The 17,385-nt window shown below is 68.3% G+C and carries 14 protein-coding genes; 7 read left to right on the forward strand and 7 right to left on the reverse strand.

Features of this window, described 5'->3' with window-relative positions; all coding sequences use genetic code 11:
- Nucleotides 1-893: 893 nt before the first annotated feature.
- The 4 genes from AC3WLF_RS29170 to AC3WLF_RS29185 all read right to left on the reverse strand — a co-directional run bounded on the left by AC3WLF_RS29170 (nt 894) and on the right by AC3WLF_RS29185 (nt 7,256).
- Complete coding sequence (locus tag AC3WLF_RS29170; protein WP_492359196.1) at nt 894-4,010, reverse strand: efflux RND transporter permease subunit; 3,117 nt, start codon at nt 4,008-4,010, stop codon at nt 894-896.
- A gap of 6 nt (nt 4,011-4,016) precedes the next feature.
- A complete protein-coding gene (locus AC3WLF_RS29175) occupies nt 4,017-5,177 on the reverse strand; it encodes an efflux RND transporter periplasmic adaptor subunit (protein ID WP_492317429.1) in 1,161 nt (386 codons plus the stop codon).
- Between the two features lie 2 nt (nt 5,178-5,179).
- Nucleotides 5,180-6,634 carry a TolC family protein gene (locus tag AC3WLF_RS29180; RefSeq protein WP_492317428.1) on the reverse strand — a complete coding sequence of 485 codons (1,455 nt, stop codon included), beginning with the start codon at nt 6,632-6,634 and terminating at the stop codon, nt 5,180-5,182.
- A 217-nt stretch (nt 6,635-6,851) separates the two neighbouring features.
- Complete coding sequence (locus AC3WLF_RS29185) at nt 6,852-7,256, reverse strand: cobalt-zinc-cadmium resistance protein (RefSeq protein WP_492317427.1); 405 nt, start codon at nt 7,254-7,256, stop codon at nt 6,852-6,854.
- A 337-nt stretch (nt 7,257-7,593) separates the two neighbouring features.
- On the opposite strand from AC3WLF_RS29185, the gene AC3WLF_RS29190 reads away from it, so the two are divergent.
- Nucleotides 7,594-7,809: an antitoxin of toxin-antitoxin stability system gene (locus AC3WLF_RS29190; RefSeq protein ID WP_492340416.1), complete on the forward strand. Its 216-nt coding sequence runs from the start codon at nt 7,594-7,596 to the stop codon at nt 7,807-7,809.
- On the forward strand, nt 7,802-8,161 hold the full coding sequence (locus AC3WLF_RS29195) for a type II toxin-antitoxin system PemK/MazF family toxin (protein WP_492317425.1): 360 nt from the start codon (nt 7,802-7,804) through the stop codon (nt 8,159-8,161). Before AC3WLF_RS29190 ends, AC3WLF_RS29195 begins: the two co-directional genes overlap by 8 nt.
- Before the next feature lie 70 nt (nt 8,162-8,231).
- Here the strand turns inward: AC3WLF_RS29195 and AC3WLF_RS29200 are convergent, their stop codons facing one another.
- The 3 genes from AC3WLF_RS29200 to AC3WLF_RS29210 all read right to left on the reverse strand — a co-directional run bounded on the left by AC3WLF_RS29200 (nt 8,232) and on the right by AC3WLF_RS29210 (nt 11,793).
- The gene (locus tag AC3WLF_RS29200; protein WP_492357075.1) at nt 8,232-9,854 is read right to left on the reverse strand and encodes a rhodanese-related sulfurtransferase; all 1,623 of its coding nucleotides are present in this window, start codon (nt 9,852-9,854) and stop codon (nt 8,232-8,234) included.
- A complete protein-coding gene (locus AC3WLF_RS29205; protein WP_492317423.1) occupies nt 9,851-10,468 on the reverse strand; it encodes a cysteine dioxygenase family protein in 618 nt (205 codons plus the stop codon). Before AC3WLF_RS29205 ends, AC3WLF_RS29200 begins: the two co-directional genes overlap by 4 nt.
- 113 nt (nt 10,469-10,581) lie before the next feature.
- On the reverse strand, nt 10,582-11,793 hold the full coding sequence (locus AC3WLF_RS29210) for an acyl-CoA dehydrogenase family protein (RefSeq protein ID WP_492317422.1): 1,212 nt from the start codon (nt 11,791-11,793) through the stop codon (nt 10,582-10,584).
- A gap of 228 nt (nt 11,794-12,021) precedes the next feature.
- Here AC3WLF_RS29210 and AC3WLF_RS29215 point away from each other — a divergent pair, with 228 nt between their 5' ends.
- From AC3WLF_RS29215 to AC3WLF_RS29235, 5 genes are read left to right on the forward strand one after another with little or no spacing between them, the layout of a single operon-like run.
- The gene (locus AC3WLF_RS29215) at nt 12,022-13,119 is read left to right on the forward strand and encodes an LLM class flavin-dependent oxidoreductase (RefSeq protein ID WP_492317421.1); all 1,098 of its coding nucleotides are present in this window, start codon (nt 12,022-12,024) and stop codon (nt 13,117-13,119) included.
- 41 nt (nt 13,120-13,160) lie between these two features.
- Nucleotides 13,161-14,177, forward strand: a complete 1,017-nt coding sequence (locus AC3WLF_RS29220) for an ABC transporter substrate-binding protein (RefSeq protein WP_492317420.1) — start codon at nt 13,161-13,163, stop codon at nt 14,175-14,177.
- 4 nt (nt 14,178-14,181) lie between these two features.
- Complete coding sequence (locus tag AC3WLF_RS29225; protein ID WP_492359197.1) at nt 14,182-15,240, forward strand: ABC transporter permease; 1,059 nt, start codon at nt 14,182-14,184, stop codon at nt 15,238-15,240.
- Entirely contained in the window at nt 15,234-16,112 is an 879-nt protein-coding gene (locus AC3WLF_RS29230) for an ABC transporter ATP-binding protein (protein WP_492351391.1), read from the forward strand. Before AC3WLF_RS29225 ends, AC3WLF_RS29230 begins: the two co-directional genes overlap by 7 nt.
- Before the next feature lie 31 nt (nt 16,113-16,143).
- Complete coding sequence (locus AC3WLF_RS29235; protein ID WP_492359198.1) at nt 16,144-17,319, forward strand: c-type cytochrome; 1,176 nt, start codon at nt 16,144-16,146, stop codon at nt 17,317-17,319.
- Nucleotides 17,320-17,385 lie beyond the last annotated feature (66 nt).

Below are 17,385 nucleotides of genomic sequence, written 5' to 3' on the forward strand. Positions count from 1 at the left end.
AACTACACGGGCCGGTCTGGCCGTCTAAACGACGCTCAGACTTTACCGCACTGGTCTGGTTTGAACATACAAGCGGCTAGCTATAAAGTGCTCGGCGTTGGTGGTTCGGGCGGCGGTGATTTCCGCCGATTTGTGTGGTGGTTCGAGCCAGCTACGCTCCCTGTCTGGTGCCTGCGTCGACGGACTATTGGACGAACCCGACTTTAGGGGATTGGCAGCCTGCTAACCCGGTTATCGGTGGGACGCCTTCGGCTGCGCTGCGCGCACGCATCATCTCAGGTCGGAGGCACTGGCACGGAGTGCATCGCTGCGCTCGCACCGCGTTGTAGCCGGTGATGCCGAACCCAACGCTGTTAGGACGTGGCCGGTCGTTCTGCTTAGGGTCTGCGCGCAGCGCAGCCGAAGGCGTCCGACCGACGCCGTGATTAGCAGGCTGCCAACAACCTAAAGTCGGGTTCGTCCAATAGTCCGTGGACGCAGGCACCAGACAGGGGGCGTAGCCGGGTCGAACGGCCACCCACGCTTAAAGGAAACCAGCGCCGCTCATATGACCAGAAGCGGCAAATTTATAGCCAGCCGCTTAGGCGACGCGCTTTTTGGTTACTTTTTGGCGCTCGGCCAAAAAGTGACTCGCCGGCTACGCCGGCGAAACAGCCACGCTAGTCAAGCACGACACCCAACCGCAGTGCCGAAGCCCGAAAACCACACCCCAATCCCACAAAACGCTAGCCCCCGCCAATCGGCGATGAACCAAAAGAAACGCCCCATGCCAAGCATGGGGCGATTGTCTTGAAGATACCAGTAAGCACGCGGCGCTCAGACTACCGATTGGGTACTCCCTCTCCCGCAAGTGGGAGAGGGAGCAAACCAGCGGGACGCGAGACGATGCCGCCTTACACCGGCACATCCCTGGTCGGATCCGACCTGCGATCATCAAACCAGCGATACAACGTAGGCACCATCACCAGCGTCAGCAGCGTCGACGTAATCAGCCCGCCGATCACCACCACCGCCAGCGGACGCTGCACCTCCGAGCCCGGCCCCGTCGAGAACAGGAACGGCACCAGGCCCAGCATCGCAATGGTCGCGGTCATCATCACCGGGCGGAAACGCTGGGTCGCGCCCTGCACCACCGCTTCATCGAGCGACAAACCCGAGTCGCGCAGCGTGCGGATATACGACACCAGCACCACCCCGTTCAGCACCGCCATGCCCCACAGCGCGATAAAGCCCACCGAGGCCGGCACCGACAGGTATTCGCCGGTGACGAACAGCCCGATGATGCCGCCGATGGAGGCAAACGGCAGCACCGTAATGATCAGCGTGGCAAAGCGCAGCGAGTTGAACAGCAGGAACAGCAGGAAGAAGATCGCGGCGATGGTCACCGGCACGATGATCTTCAGGTGGCCCATGGCGCGTTCCATGTTCTGGAACTGGCCGCCCCACTCCAGGTAGTAGCCTTCGGGCAGCTTCACCTTGGCGTCGGTGGCCTGCTGCAGCTCGGCCACGAAGCCGCCGAGGTCGCGGTCCTTCACGTTGATCATCACCACCACGCGGCGCTTGGCCATTTCGCGGCTGATCTGGGCCGGACCGTCGTTGACCTCGATCCTGGCCACGCTCTGCAGCGGCACCTGGGTGCCGTTGGGGGTGGACACCAGCAGCTGGCGGATGGCCTGCTCGTTGTTGCGGAACTCCTCCGGCAGGCGCACCGCCGCGGCAAAGCGGCGCTCGCCTTCGAAGATGTCCGTGGCACGCTTGCCGCCGATGGCGATCTCGATCACGTCATGGATATCGGACACGTTCAGCCCGTAGCGCGCAATCGCCTGGCGGTCGATCTCGATCGACAGGTACTGCTGCCCCGACACGCGCTCGATGCGGATGTCCTGCGAGCCCTGGATGCCGCCGGCCACGCGCGAAATCTCGCCCGCCAGCTCGCGCAGCTTGTCCAGGTCGTCGCCGAACACCTTCACCGCCACGTCCGAACGCACGCCGCTGACCATTTCGTCGACTCGGTCCGAGATCGGCTGCGCCATCACGATCTGCACGCCGGGAATGGCCTTGAGCTTTTCGCGGATGGCGTTGGCGATATCGTCCTGGGTCCAGCCGTCGGGCCACTCGCCGCGGTCCTTCAGGCTGGCGATCGGGGTCGACTCGTTCTGGCCCTGCGGGTCGGCCGGACTTTCGCCGCGGCCCACGCCGGACACCACCGACTTCACGCCCGGCACGCTCAGCACCAGCTTGTTGGCTTCCTTCTCCAGCTTGATCGACTCTTCCAGCGAGATGTTGGGCACGCGGTCGATCGCGGGCACGATCGAGCCTTCCTTCATCTCCGGAATGAACGAGGTGCCCAGCAGCGGCACGATCGCCACCGTGGCAACGAAGGCCGCCACCGCGCAGATCACCGTCTTGCGGCTGTTGCCCAGCGCCCAGTGCAGCAGGCGCAGGTAGTGGCGCTTCATGAAGGCGATCACATGCGTGTCGTGCTCGGCGCCGCCCTTGAGCAGGTACGACGACAGCACCGGCGACAGCGTCAGCGACAGGAACAGCGAGATCGCCAGCGCGATCGAGATGGTGAACGCCAGCGGCGCGAACATCTTGCCCTCCATGCCCGACAGCGTCATCAGCGGCAGGAACACCAGGATGATGATGCCCACGCCAACGATCACCGGCGTGGCCACTTCCTGCACGGCCTTGACCAGGATCTCGGTCTTGGTGAGGCCCGGCTCCTTGTGGCCGAGCCGCTCGAACGCGTTCTCGACCACCACCACCGAGCCGTCCACCATCAGGCCGATGGCGATGGCCAGCCCCCCCAGCGACATCAGGTTGGCCGACAGCCCCACCTCGTTCATCACCATGAAGGTCAGCAAGGGCGTCAAGACCAGCGTGGCCAGCACGATCACCGACGAGCGCACGTCGCCCAGGAACAGGAACAGCACGATCACCACCAGCACCACGCCTTCCAGCAGCACCTTGGTCACGGTCCACAGTGCGGAGTCGACCAGTTCGCTGCGGTCGTAGTACGGCACGATCTGCAGCTTGCCCGGCAACATGCCGCGCTCGTTGATCTCGGCCACGCGCGCCTTCACGCGGCTGACCACCTCCTTGGCATTGCCGCCGCGCATCATCATGACGATGCCGCCGACCGCCTCGGTCTGGCCGTTCTTGACCAGCGCGCCCTGCCGCACCTCATGCCCGATGGTGACGTTGGCCACGTCGCGCAGGTACACCGGCGTGCCGTTGATCTCCTTGAGCACGATGCTGCCCAGGTCATCCACGCCGCGGGCCAGGCCCACGCCGCGGATCAGGTACTGCTCGGCATAATGCGGCAGCACGCCGCCGCCGGAGTTGGCGTTGTTGCGCGCCAGCGCCTCATACACCTGCTGGGTCGAGATCTGGTAGTGGCGCATGCGTTCCGGGTTGACCAGCGCCTGGTACTGGCGCACGTAGCCGCCCTGCGAGTTGATCTCGGCCACGCCCGGAATCGAGCGCAGCAGCGGGCGCACCACCCAGTCCTGGGCGATGCGGCGCTCGGCCAGCTCTTCCTGCGTCAGTTCGCGGTTGCCGTCGTCGGCACGGTCCAGCGTGTACTGGTAGACCTCGCCCAGGCCGGTGGAAACCGGGCCCAGCACCGGCGACACGCCTTCCGGCATGCGCCCGCCCACTTCGATCAGGCGCTCCATCACCAGCTGGCGGGCAAAGTACACGTCAGTGGCGTCGGTAAACACCAGCGTGATCAGCGACAGGCCCGCCTTGTTCAGCGAGCGCATTTCTTCCAGGCCGGGCAGGCCGGTCATGGCCATTTCCACCGGCACGGTGACAAAGCGCTCGACTTCCTCGGGCGAGCGGCCCGCGGCTTCGGTCGCGATCTGCACCTGCACGTTGGTGACATCGGGGAAAGCATCCACCGACAGCCTGGTGGCAGCGCGCAGGCCGAAGAAGAACAGCACCACGGCTATCACGCACACCACCAGCCGCTGCTTGATGGCGGCTTCGACTAGGGATTTCATCATGGCCGATTACCCTTGCTCGAGGCGCTTGCGCTCGTTGTCGAGATGGAAGGCACCATCGACCACGATGCGGTCGCCGGCCTTCACACCGTTCTGCACCACGCGCATGCCGTCGCTCTCGGCGCCCAGCTTGACCTTGGTGAGGCGGTACTTGCTGCCCGGCATCTCGACATAGACCAGCTCGTCGTTGCCGTCGCGAACCACCGAGGCGGCCGGGATCACCAGCTGGTCGACCGGCTTGCCGGCGATCAGCATGCTGGCCAGCATGGCAGGCTTGAGGCGGCCTTCGCGGTTCTCCAGCTCGGTGCGGACCAGCACCGTGCGCGACTGCGGGTTGACCGTGCGGCCGACGTAGATCAGCTTGCCGGTGATGCTCTTGCTGCCCGCGCCGTTGCCAAGCGAAGGCACCTCGATGTCGACGCTCTGCCCTTCGGCCACCTGGGCGGCCTGCTGCTCGGGCACCTCGGCCACCACCCACACGCGCGACAGGTCGGCCACGGTATAGAGCGCATCGGCCGGCTGCACCACCTGTCCTTGCGCCACGTTGCGCTCGACCACGGTGCCGCTGATGCTGGAAAACACCGGCGAATGCGAGTTGATGCTGCCGCTCCTGGCCAGCTCGGCAATCGATGCCTGCGACATGCCCAGCACGCGCAGCTGGTCGCGGTAGGCGCGCATCTCGGCCGAGGCGATCGCCAGTTCGCTCTCGCGGCGCTGCAGCTCGCCGCGGCCGATCACGTCGGCGGCAAACAGCTGGCGCGCGCGCTCGGCGTTGCGCCCCTGCAGCTCAGTCTGGGCCTCGCTCTTCAGGAAGGCCATCTGCGCCGTGCCCAGCTCGCTGCTGTGCAGGCGCGCCAGCACCTGGCCGGCCTTCACTTCCTGGCCCAGGGTGGCATAGAGATCGGTCACGCGGCCGGTCACGCTGGCGCCGATGCGGGCCACGCGTTGCTCGTCGAAGTCGATGCGGCCGGCCACGCGCAGCATCTCGCTGAACGGGGAGGTGGCCACCGGCGCCACCTTCAGCCCCTTCTGCAGGTTGCCCTCGGGCTGGATCACGCCCGGCGGCAGCTTGGGCGCTTCGGCGACGGGTTCAGGTTTGTCGGAGCAGGCCGCCAGGCTGAACGTCAGGACGGCAGCGGCCGTCAGAGAAAGCAGGAAATTGGGGCGCATGGTTATTTCTGTTCGATGGTGGAGGTCGGCTGCAGGCCCGGCGCTGCGGTAGCGCCCGGGGCGGTCGACATAAGCTTTTCGATCTGGATGGCGGCCACCTGCAGGTCGTACTGGGCGGCAATCAGGTCATTGCGCGCGCCGCGCAGCACGCGCTGGGCATCGAGGTAGTCCAGGATGCCGCGCTCGCCGAAGCGGTAGGCGGACTCGGCCACGCCCAGCGCCGACTCGGCCTCGCGCACGATGCCGGACTCGAGCGCCGTCACCTGGGCCTGGTTGATCTCGTACTGGCGGTAGGCGGCTTCCAGCTCCTGCGTCAGCTCGAACTCGCGCGCTTCCAGGGCGCTGCGCGCCTGCGTGGCCTGCGCCGTGGCCTCGCCCACCGGGCCGCTGCGGCGGTCCCACAGCGGGATGGTCAGGACCAGGCCGATCTGCGAGACGTTGTTGTCAGGCTGGCGGTCGGTGCTGGCGCGCACCGCCACCTCGGGCCAGCGCAGCGACTTCTGGTAGTTCACGCCCAGCTGCGCGCGCTCCAGCTCCATGCGGCGCTGGACCAGCTCGGCATTGCTGGCGGTCATGGTGTCGCGCAGCACCGGCAGCGGCGGCACGTCGGGCGCCTGGCCCAGGGTGCCGGCCAGCGCAAACTGGCCCGGCATGGCACCGCCCACCTGCTGGCGCAGCGCGGCCTTGGCCTGGTTGACGCGCAGCCCGGCGGTCTGCTGGCTCTTCTGCGAGGCCAGCAGTTCGGTCTCGGCCTTGATCAGTTCATAGCGCGGCGCCTCGCCCACCTCCACGCGCAGGCGCGCCCGCGAATGGATCTGGCGCATCATCGCCAGGTCTTCCTCGGCGGCATGCAGCTCGCTCTCGCGGCGCAGCACGTCGTAGTAGGCAGTCTTCACGCGCGCGGCCAGGTCGGCCCGGAAGCCTTGCCGCATGGCCTGCGACGACTCCAGCCCGCGGGTGGCCATGGCCTCGCGCAGGCTGCGCTGGTGCGGGTAGTCCAGCTTCTGCACCACGGCGTAGCTGGGCGCATTGCCGCTGGTCACGCCCGGCTGCTTGCCGGACAAGCGGCCGTACATCACTTCCACCTGCGGGTTGGGATAGGCACGTGCGCTGCTGATGGCCGCGCTGGCGGCATCGACACCGGCCTCGGCGGCGGCCACGCCCTTGTTGGTGGACTGGGCCAGGTCGAGCAGTTGGGGCAGCGAGTAGGCGGGTCCCGCCTGGGCGCCGGCCGCTGCGGCGGATGCGGGCTTCGGCACCGCCGCGGCCGCCAGGATGGCGGAGCCCGGCATGGGTGCGGCAGCAGGTTTGGTCAGGGGCGCGGAGGCGGCTGGCGCGGCACCGGCCGCGTCCGTTGGCTTCGGGGACACCCCGCCTTGTGCGCCGGCATGGGCCGGGGCAGCGGCGAGCGCGATCAGCGAAAGCGACGCGATCAGGGTCAGCTTGGTTGTTGTCATGAGTCGGGAAAGCAAGCAATACGGCTGCCTGTCGCCATGCTGCCGCCCGCCCCGGGGCGAGCGGTCACTTGGACGCGATCACGGCAGGACGCACAACGGCAGCGGCTTGCCCGCGCGGTCAGGCAGCAGGCAGGCTGGCGATATCAGGCAAGGGGGGCGCGGCCCGCGGCACGGCAGCGGCATGCTGCAGCGCGTGCGGTGCGGGCGCAGGAAACGCTCAGGCGCGGGAAATGGGTGGCCGGAAGAAGGCCGAAGGCGGCGGCTCGGCGCGGCCAGGCGGATGCTGGGCGACGTCGCCGGAGGGCAGCAGCAGCTTCACTGGCGGCAATGCAATCAGGGCGCTGGATTCCTCGATCTCGTCGAGCAGGTCGAGGGGATCGAGCAGGTCCGCCGACCAGATATTGCAATACCCGGGGGGCGGGTCGTCGCAGATATCGTCGTCATGCAAGCCGTCGTCACCGGGCACGATGATCCGGCCCAGGTCGTCGACAGGCTGTGCCGCCGCCAGGTCCACCAGGTCAACGCTGACCTGCGCCTGCGACGCGGCGCGCGCGTCCGCCACTGCTCCGAAGGAGAGCAGCGACAAGCACATGGCAGTCAGCAGGAGGAACAACAGGCGCATTGGATCGGGGGCATTGACGGCATCACCGCCGGGCCCGCTGTCGGAGCTGGCCGGTGGGATGCTGCAGGACAGCATTGTAACGTAACGATTACGATTGACAGGGAATCGTTACGTTCGTTCCCTTGCTGTAGAGAGATCGGGCGCCTGCAAGGGCTTTCAGACTCCTCCAACTTCTGCCCGATCCGCTTCCCAGCTACGCGCTGGTCAATGCTTCCAAACCCTGTAAGCCGGCCTGAGCATCCATCTGTTGGTGGTTTTGTAATACAAAAATGAGAGACAAATGAGCGCTATACTTCCGTATCAGCCAAGTACGGAGCCATTCATGCAAGGAACGACCTTGTCCTTCCGCGCCGGCGAAGAACTGGCCGACCAGACTCGCGCGCTGGCAAAGGCATCGGGACAAAAAACTTCCGACTACATCCGCGATGCCGTGCGCGAGAAGAACGAGCGGGAAATGGCCTCCCGTATCGCCATGCTTTCCCGCAAGCTCTCGGCAAAGCACCTGGCCGCCAGCGAAGACATGGACGCATCGGCTGGAGACGGGCTTGACTGAGCTGAAGCGCGGGCAGATCTGGGAGGTCGACCTCAATCCCCAGACGCATCGGGAAGAGCCGGCCAAGCGCAACCGGCCGGCACTGATCATCCAGACGGATTTGCTCAATGACGCCGGCCATCCGACTACGATCATCGTGCCGGGCACATCACAAATCGAGCGCGAGGATTGCTTCCCGTTGCGGGTCGCGCTGGGCAGGCTGCCTGGCCTAGCCTGTGAGACGGACCTGTTGATCGACCAGGTCCGAGCGGTGTCCAATCGCCGGTTCATGGGCGGCCGGCCGGTAGCCACGCTGGCGCCCAATCACCTGCGCAAGGTGGAAGAGGCCATGCGTCTGCTGCTCCGCCTTTAGGCCTTTCGGTCTCGCCCGTCGCCAGCCTCGCTGCATGATATGCAGCGTCAGTGCATATCATGCAGCGGCCCTACACCACCCTGAACCCATGCGTCCCGTCGCGCTCCAGTTGCGCGATCAGGCCGAACTCCCAGTCCAGGTAGCCCTGCATCGCCTCGCGCGGGTTGTCGGTGCCTTCATACGGCCGGCGGTAGCGGTCAGTGCGTTCCGAGGCCAGGCGCGTTTCCCCGCTTTCCAGCGGCAGTCCCGCGGCGATCCATGCCTGGGTGCCGCCTTCCAGCACGAACACTTCCGCATCCGTCAGGCGCTGCAGGTCGGCAGCGGCAAAGCGCGCCAGCAGGCTCGATCCGCAGGTGAGCACGTAGCGCCTGGCCTGCGGGATGCGTGGCAGCGTGTCCGCCAGCTGCGCGCGAATGACGAAGTAGGCGCCGGGAATATGGCGCTTGACGTAGTTGGCGCTGGTGGTGAAGTCGAGGACAGCGGTGCTGCCATCGCCTGCGTCAATCCATGTAGCCAGTTCGGCTGCAGTGACGGTCGATACCGGCGCTGACGCCGGCACCGGTGCGCTGACCGCGCCAGTTTCGCTGCGCTCTGCCGCCGCCACCGGTTCCACCACCCAGACGTCCCAGCCCATCTGCGCCAGCCATGAGCCGGTCATGCTGGCGCGCACGTCGTCATCATCCGCCAGCACGATGCGCGCGCCGCGCACCGGAGCGGAATGGTCGGTCTCCTGCACCAGCTGGCCACCGGGCGCGTTGACAAAGCCCGGCAGGTGGCTGTCCGCAAATTCCTCGGGCGTGCGCACGTCGAAGCGGTACACGGTGCGGCCAGGCGGCTGCAGCGCTTCGATCTGGGCCAGCGCAATGCGGCGCACGCCGGCCCGGTCGGCGATCTCGCGCGCGCCGCGGCGGGCACTGTCGCGGTTGGCGTCGCTGACCGCGGCGGGCGCGCGGCGGCTGGCACCGTGGTCCAGTCGCTGGCCGGCCAGGGTCCAGCCGATGGTGCCGTTGCGCAGCGCCGCCACCGGGTTGGGAATCCTCGCGTTGACCAGCGACTGCGTGCCGATGATGCTGCGCGTGCGCCCGGCGCAGTTGACGATCACACGCGTGCGCGGATCGGGCGCCAGCTCGCGCACGCGCAGCACCAGTTCGGCGCCCGGCACGCTGGTCGCGGTGGGAATGCTCATGGTCTGGTACTCGTCGAAGCGGCGCGCATCGACGACCACCACATCGGCCTTGGTGTCGATCAATGCCTGCACCTCCTCGGCCGCCAGCGACGGCGTGTGGCGCTTTGCCTCAACCACCTCGCCGAACGACTTGCTCGGCACGTTGACGTCGCGGAACACCTCGCCGCCGCCGTCGATCCAGGCGCGCAGGCCGCCTTCCAGCAGATGCACGCGCGTATAGCCCAGCTCGCGCAGCACGGCCGCGGCGCGCGGCGCCAGGTCGGTGCCGGCGTATTCGCCGTAGACGACGATCAGCGTGTCGCGGCGGGGGATGCGTGCCCAGGCGTCGATCTCTAGCTTCGACAGCGGAAAATTGGCGGCCCACAGCGGATGTTCCTGCGCGAACGGGTCTTCCTCGCGCACGTCGATCAGCGCGATCTCGTCGCCGTTGCGCAGGGCCTTGCGCACAGCTTCGGGCGAATACGTCGGAAATGCCGGTGCGGCTTGCGTAGCAGTAATCGTGATCATGACTGGGCAACTTCGCGGGAACGGTCCCACAGGTTAGGCAGGGTCTGGTTGGAATAGCCGGAGATGAAAGGCTTGCGGGTGCCGTCCTCGGTATAGACCGAGCGCCGCACCGCGCCGATATTGGCGCCGTACACGTGGATGCTGACCGAGACGCGGTCGTCATGCACGTTGTTGACACGGTGGATATCGCCTACCGTGGGCGACACGGCCTCGACCTGCCCGGGCAGCAAGCGCACGGCGTCGCCATGCGGCACAGGCCGGCCGCCGGCGTCGAGCACGAACGGCTGCGAGTCTTCCGCGCCGCGCAGCATGCCGATCAGGCCCCATACGGTGTGGTCGTGGATGGGCGTGCGCTGGCCCGGTCCCCAGACAAAGCTGACGACCGAGAAGCGTTCGGCGGAATCGCAATGCAGCAGGTGCTGCTGGTAGTACTCGGGATGCGGCTGGGCCCAGGCATTGGGCAGCCAGTCGTCGCGCGCAACCAGCCTTGCCAGCAGCGCGCCGCCTTCGCGCAGGATGCGGGGCTCGTCCGGCTGCTGGTCCAGCAGCGCGGCCAGGCCGGTGATGAAGTCGCGCAGCGGCGCGAGCGTGTCGGGGGTGGGGGTGCTGCCCATGGGAATGACTCCGGAGTGTCTCGTTCTGGTTTGCCGGCGCGGCGGGCGCCTGCGCCGCGGCCCTCTGCGGGGCGGTGCTGCTGCAAACATAGCACGGCCAGGCAGGCCCGCGCTTACAGGCCAAGCTGCGCCCGCCCGGCGGCGACCAGGATGGAATCGTTCTGCGGCGTATGGATGCGGCTGCACAGCACGTCGCGGTAGTGGCGCTCGAGCGGGTTGTTGCGGCTCAGCCCGTGGTTGCCGGAGAGCTGCAGTGCCAGTTCCACCGCGCGGATGGCATTGCCGGTCACGGTGTACTTGAGCAGCCCGCTGTCGGCCGGCGCGGGCGGCTCGCCCGCGTCGGTGCGCACGGCGGCATCGTCCAGCAATACCTGATTGGCCCGCAGCAACGCGGCGATCTCGCCGATGGCTTCCTGCACGCGCGGCAGCGTGGCCAGCGGCGCCCCCAGGCTGCCGGGCGCACGCTCGCGCACGAAATCGCCAATCCAAACAGCGGCCGCGTGCGCCACCGCGTCATAGAGGCTGCCCAGCAACACGGTCATCCAGGCCTGCTGGTCGGCGTTGGCGTCGATGTCGGCCTGGCTGGCGCCGGCCGGCGCCCATGCTGACGGCGGGCGGATATCGACCGCGTGGTCAGGCGGGATCCAGACGTTGTCGAGCACGGTCTCATGGCTGCCGGAAGCGCGCAGGCCAAGGTGGTTCCAGTTCTCGACGATGCGCACGCCCGCGATGCCGGCCGCCGGTCCGGGCACCAGGAACACGCCCACGCGCGGCTGCGCCTCATCGGTGCGCGCCCAGACCGCCAGCCAGCGCAGCGCCGGGATGCCGGTGCTGTACAGCTTGCGCCCGCTGATGCGCCAGCCGTCGGCCACGCGCGTGGCCACCGTGGCCGGCAGGCCGCCGCGTGCCGGCGATCCCAGTTCCGGTTCCACCCGCAGCGCGTTGATCAGCGCACCGTCCTGCACCGCACTGGCAAAGACCTGGTCGCGCACGGTCTGTGGCCAGTGCGAATCGGCGCGGGTGATCGCGCGGTGCTGCAGGTAGGTCATGGTCAGCACCAGCGCGGTTGCGGCATCGCCGCCCGCCACCGCCGCCACGATGCGGCGCGCCTGCGCCAGGCCTGCCCCGCCGCCGCCCTGCGCGTGCGGCACCACCTGCGCAACCAGGCCACTGGCATGCAGCTGCGCAAAGTTGTCGTGCGGAAAGCTGGCAGCGGCATCGTGCGCGCCGGCACTGGCGGCAAAGCGCGCGGACAGCCCGGCCAGCACCTCGCCAAGGCGCGCTTCGCTGCTGGGCAGCCTGCGCAAGGTAGACGTTAAAGACATGGGAGAAGACTCCGGGAAGGATCACGATGCGGCGCGCAGCCTGCACGAGGCTCGCACCGAATGCCGCCTAGCGTAGCGCCAGCACCGCATTACGAAAACGACGCTTATTGAATATGGACCGTCGTTTTTATTCGTTAGTGAGCGCGCGCGCCTGTCGTACTTTCTGCCTCAGCCCAACACCATCCGGGCGGTCACGCTGCCGCCCTCACCGAAACCAGGAGAACGCGCATGAGCGTCGATTTCATCGGCATGATCCAGAGCCAGAAGCAGTCCGAGATCCATCCGCCATCAGGCCCGGTGATCGATCGCGACTATGTGCGCGCCTTTGCCCAGGCCCATGAGCAGGCCGGCTTCGACCGCATCCTGGTGCCGCACCATTCCACCGGCCCGTCGGCCACGCTGACCATCGCCTACGCGGCCAGCGTGACCGAGCGCATCCACTTCATGCTGGCGCACCGCCCCGGCTTTACCGCGCCGACGCTGGCCGCGCGCCAGATTGCCACGCTCGACCAGTTCAGCGGCGGCCGCCTCGGGGTGCACTTCATCTCGGGCGGCTCGGACAGCGAGCAGCAGCGCGACGGCGACTTCCTCGACCATGACCAGCGCTATGCGCGCACCGACGAGTACCTGCACATCCTGCGCCGCATCTGGACCGAAGCCGCGCCGTTCGACCACGAAGGCCGGTTCTACCGCTTTACGCAGGGCTTCTCGGAGGTCAAGCCCGCGCAGCAGCCGCATGTGCCGATCTATTTCGGCGGCGCCTCGGAAGCGGCGCTGGCAGTGGCCGGCAAGCATGCCGACGTCTACGCGCTGTGGGGCGAGTCGCTCGAGCAGGTGCGCGAGCTGACCGGCCGCGTGCGTGCCGAAGCCGCGCAGCATGGCCGCACGGTGCGCTTCTCGGTGTCGTTCCGCCCGGTGCTGGCCGAGACCGAAGAAAAAGCCTGGGCCCGCGCCGACAGCATCCTGGAGCGCACCCGCGGCCTGCGCGTGCAGGCCGGCTACAGCCGCGGCGGCCCGCAGCAGAGCGAAGGCGCACGGCGCCTGCTCGCTGCGGCCGACCAAGGCGAGCGGGTCGACCAGCGCCTGTGGACCGCGATCGCGCGCGAGACCGGCGGGCGCTCCAACTCCACCGGCCTGGTCGGCACCCCGGAGCAGGTGGCGCAGGCCCTGCTGGCGTACTACGAACTGGGTGTCACCACCTTCCTGATCCGCGGCTTCGATCCGCTGGAAGACGCCATCGACTATGGCCGTGAGCTGATCCCGCGCGTGCGCGAGCTGGTGGCGCAGCACGACGCCGCGCAGCGGCCGGAGCGCAAGGCCGCCTGATGGCCTCACCACACCACACAACGAAGACGGGGAGTCTCACCATGAGCCAGGACAACAACAATCACGCCGACCCGCGCCGGCGCAGCATGCTGCGGCTGGCCGGCGCCGCGGCCATTGCCGCGCCGTCGCTGATCCTGGGCCGACAGGCCTGGTCGGCGCCGCGCAAGCTGACCTTCGCGTGGAACCAGAACTCTTTCTGCCTGACGCCGATCGTGGTGGCGCAGGAGAAGGGCTTCTTCGAGAAGAACGGCCTGCAGGTCGACCTGATCAACTACAGCGGCTCGACCGACCAGTTGCTGGAATCGATCGCCACCGGCAAGGCCGATGCCGCGGTCGGCATGATCCACCGCTGGCTCAAGCCGCTGGAAGCCGGCTTCGACGTCAAGATCATCGGCAGCTCGCACGGCGGCTGCGTGCGGCTGGTGGGATCGAAAGCGGCGGGGGTCACCAGCCTGCAGCAGCTGAAGGGAAAGACCGTTGGCGTCAGCGACCTGGCCGCACCGGGCAAACACTTCTTCACCATCCTGCTGGCCAAGAACGGTATCGACCCGGACAAGGACATCACCTGGCGCCAGTACCCGGCCGACCTGCTGGGCGTGGCGGTGGACAAGGGCGAGATCCAGGCGATCGCCGACGGCGACCCCAACCTCTACCTGCTGGAAAAGCGCACCAACGGCGCCTACGTGGAACTGGCCACCAACCTCACCGGCGAGTACGCGCGCAAGGTCTGCTGCGTGGTCGGCGCCCGCGGCGAGCTGGTGCGCAACGACCGCCCCGCGGCCACGTCGCTGGCGCGCGCCATCGTGCAGGCCACCGACTATGTCAACGAGAACCCCAACGAGGCCGCCAGGGTCTTTGCCAAGTACTCGCCCAAGATCAACCCGGAAGACCTGCGCAAGCTCTACGCCACGCTGACCTATACCCACCACCCGACCGGCGTCGACCTGCGCGACGAGATCGCCTTCTACGCCGATGATTTCCGCCGCATCGGCGTGCTGAAGAAGACCACCGATGCCAAACGCCTGGCGCAGCACGTCTACGCCAATGTGCTGGGGTGATGCCATGACGACAAGCCAACCTGCATTCGACGCCGGGCTGGCGCGCAAGCCAGCCGCGGCCCCCGTGCCGCATGCCGACGCAAGCGCGCGCGCGTCCGGCCCGGTCTGGGCCGCCGGCATCCTCGCCGCGCTGGCGTGGGCCGCGTTCGGCGCGCTGACGTGGCTGTGGCCCAACCAGGCGGTGGGCTTCAGCGACTGGGCCTATACGGCGGAACTGGGGATGGCGGCGCTGGCAGGCGCCGCGTTGCTGGCACTGGTTGCGCTGGCCGGCCAGCGGGTCCGGGCGGCGCAACGCGTGCTGGCCGCGCTGCGCGCCGCCGGCCCGTGGCTGGTGGCGCTGCCCGTGGCCCTGGCCGCGTGGGAAATCCTGACCGCCAAGACCGCCATCCTGCCCACGCCCTTCTTCGCGCCGCCACAGGCGCTGATCGAGGTCTATGCCGACGACTGGCGGCGCCTCGGCGACAGCGTGCTGAACACGCTCAGGCTGCTCGGGCTGGGCGTGGCCTATGGCGGACTGGCCGGCTTCCTGGTGGGGGTGTCGATCGGCTGGTCGCGCCGCATCGGCTACTGGGTGCATCCGGTGCTGCGCGTGCTGGGCCCGCTGCCGTCGACCGCGCTGCTGCCGCTGACCTTCTACTTCTTCCCGTCGAGCTATTCCGCCGCGGTGTTCCTGATCGCGCTGGCCACCGCCTTCCCGGTGGCGGTGCTGACCTGGTCAGGCGTGGCCGGCGTCAACAAGAGCTACTACGACGTGGCGCGCACCATGGGCGCCTCGGGCTGGTTCCTGGTGCTGCGCGTGGCGATCCCGGCGGCGCTGCCGCAGGTATTCGTCGGCCTGTTCATGGGGCTGGGCGCTTCGTTCTCGGTGCTGGTGACGGCGGAGATGATGGGCGTGAAGTCGGGCCTGGGCTGGTACCTGACATGGGCGCAGGGCTGGGCTTCGTACGTCAATATGTATGCGGCGCTGATCGTGATGGCGCTGCTGTTCTCGGGCGTGATCACGCTGCTGTTCGTGACGCGTGACCGGGTGCTGTCGTGGCAGAAGGGGACGGTGAAATGGTGAGTGTTGTTGAGCGGTTGAAAGCATCTAGACCCTACACGCACGTGAAGAAGGCTCCCCTCTCCCGCACGCGGGAGAGGGGAGTTAACGCGGCGGCAGACGACACCGCGGAAGCCCGGACCGGTGCCCGCATCGACATCCATCAGGTCAGCCACTGGTTCGGCAGCGGCGGCGACCGGCTGCAGGTGCTGGACGACGTCGACCTGAGCGTCGCACCGGGCGAGTTCGTCGCGCTGCTGGGGCCCAGCGGTTGCGGCAAGTCCACGCTGCTGCGGCTGGTGGCAGGGCTGGACCAGCCCTCCTCCGGCGAGATCCTGCAAGACGGCACCTCGATCACCGAGCCTGACCCGTCGCGCATCGTGGTGTTCCAGGACCCCACGCTGTACCCGTGGCGGCGCGTATGGGACAACGTCGCGCTGGGCCTGCAGGCGCGCGGCGTGCTGGCAAGCCAGCGCCCGCGCGTGGATGACGCGCTGCGGCGCGTCGGGCTGGAAACCTTTGCCCGCGCCTTCCCGCACCAGCTCTCCGGCGGCATGGCGCAGCGCGTGGCGCTGGCGCGCGCGCTGGTCAACGATCCGCGCCTGCTGGTGCTGGACGAGCCGCTGGGCAAGCTGGATTCGCTGACGCGGCTGGCGATGCAGAGCGACCTGGTCGAACTGTGGCAGCGTTCGCGCTTCTCGGCGCTGCTGGTCACGCACGACGTGGAGGAAGCGCTGTTCCTGGCGCAGCGCGTGATCATCTTCAGCCAGCGTCCGGCACACATCACGGCAGAGATCCGGGTCGACCTGCCCTACCCGCGCCATCGCGGCGATCCGCGGCTGACCGGGCTGCGGCACGAAGCGCTGCGCCACCTGGGGCTGGACGCGAGCTGGTAATGGCGTTGCGCTCCGCCTCGCGGGCCGCCAGATGAACGGCTCGCCGCCGCAGGCATGGCTCAATGCATTGCTGGTTCTGATCGAGAAATGCCAGCTGGCCCTGTTGTCGCTATGGCATGCCCTTGGCCTGACCGGCGACAGCCACGGCCAGCCAGCCTGGCCGTGGGCACGGCGCGTGGCGGGCGAAACCCTGCTGATCGACCTGGGCCTCGCGCGCCAGGTCGGCCTGAGCCTGTGCGCGCTTGTCTTTGCCGTGCTGGCCATTACCGCCGCGCTGGCATGGCGACGCCAGCGCGGCATATTGCTTGCCGCCGGTGCGCTCGCCCTGGTGGCGGCTCCCTGGCCCGGCGCAGCGCTGCTGTTGGTGCCAGCCGCGCCGACCAGCTTCCACGCCAGCCCTACCCGCTTCTCCGTCGATGCCATCGCGCTCGGCGCCCGGGTCTATGCGCAGCATTGCGCCAGCTGCCACGGCGCGGACGGGCGCGGAGAAGGCCCGCTGGCCGCCAGCCTGGCGCAGTGGCCGCCCACGCTGGTCAGCCCGCTGCTGGCACGCCGCGCCGATGGCGAACTGTTCTGGCATGTGCTGGCCGGCATGCGCGACCGTCACGGCCAGCCCACCATGCCCGCCTTCGGCAATGTGCTCGGCCTCGGCGAGGCCTGGGCTGTGATCGACTACATGAAAGCGCTGTCGGCCGGCGGTGGTGCCGAGGGCAACTGGCCGGTGCCGTTGCGGCTGCCGGAGATGGCAATCCGCTGCGCCAATGCCGCGCCGCTGGCGCTGTCGCAATGGCGCGGCGACCAGCGCGTGCGGCTGGTGGCGGTGGACGGGACGGCATCGTTGCCGTTCGAGGATCCCCGCTTCCTGACCGTGCTGGTCACCCCCGACGGGCAACCGCCGGCGCAGGTGCCGCGCTTCCGTGCCGGCTGCACCGCGGTTTCCTCACATGCCTGGCAGGCCGTGGCGGCAATCGCCGGGCAATCGCCTTCGCGCCTGGCCGGCACCCAGCTGCTGGCCGACCGCGGCGGCTGGCTGCGCGCCCGCGGCACGCCGGGGCGGCAATGGTCCGACGCAGACCTGGTCTGCGTCTCGGGACCGGACGCCGGCGCACAGCGCGCGCCGTCACCCGCGGCTGACGGGCTGACTGCGCTGCTCCTGCGCATGGACGCCGAGCCGGTGCGCTTCGTCAAGGGCGGTTTCATTCACTGAACCGCCCCCCAGGCCGGCACGCAGCCATCCGAGTGCCGCACGCCTGCCCCTCCTCCCCCTTGTTTC

This window comes from Cupriavidus sp. FW306-01-F10A (assembly GCF_058782785.1).

Coding starts and splice junctions, on each gene's coding strand:
- AC3WLF_RS29175 (WP_492317429.1), bottom strand. CDS start 5,177: ATGCGCCCCAATTTCCTGCTTTCTCTGACGGCCGCTGCCGTCCTGACG.
- AC3WLF_RS29185 (WP_492317427.1), bottom strand. CDS start 7,256: ATGCGCCTGTTGTTCCTCCTGCTGACTGCCATGTGCTTGTCGCTGCTC.
- AC3WLF_RS29225 (WP_492359197.1), top strand. CDS start 14,182: ATGACGACAAGCCAACCTGCATTCGACGCCGGGCTGGCGCGCAAGCCA.
- AC3WLF_RS29235 (WP_492359198.1), top strand. CDS start 16,144: ATGAACGGCTCGCCGCCGCAGGCATGGCTCAATGCATTGCTGGTTCTG.
- AC3WLF_RS29200 (WP_492357075.1), bottom strand. CDS start 9,854: ATGATCACGATTACTGCTACGCAAGCCGCACCGGCATTTCCGACGTAT.
- AC3WLF_RS29230 (WP_492351391.1), top strand. CDS start 15,234: ATGGTGAGTGTTGTTGAGCGGTTGAAAGCATCTAGACCCTACACGCAC.
- AC3WLF_RS29215 (WP_492317421.1), top strand. CDS start 12,022: ATGAGCGTCGATTTCATCGGCATGATCCAGAGCCAGAAGCAGTCCGAG.
- AC3WLF_RS29180 (WP_492317428.1), bottom strand. CDS start 6,634: ATGACAACAACCAAGCTGACCCTGATCGCGTCGCTTTCGCTGATCGCG.
- AC3WLF_RS29220 (WP_492317420.1), top strand. CDS start 13,161: ATGAGCCAGGACAACAACAATCACGCCGACCCGCGCCGGCGCAGCATG.
- AC3WLF_RS29170 (WP_492359196.1), bottom strand. CDS start 4,010: ATGATGAAATCCCTAGTCGAAGCCGCCATCAAGCAGCGGCTGGTGGTG.
- AC3WLF_RS29205 (WP_492317423.1), bottom strand. CDS start 10,468: ATGGGCAGCACCCCCACCCCCGACACGCTCGCGCCGCTGCGCGACTTC.
- AC3WLF_RS29210 (WP_492317422.1), bottom strand. CDS start 11,793: ATGTCTTTAACGTCTACCTTGCGCAGGCTGCCCAGCAGCGAAGCGCGC.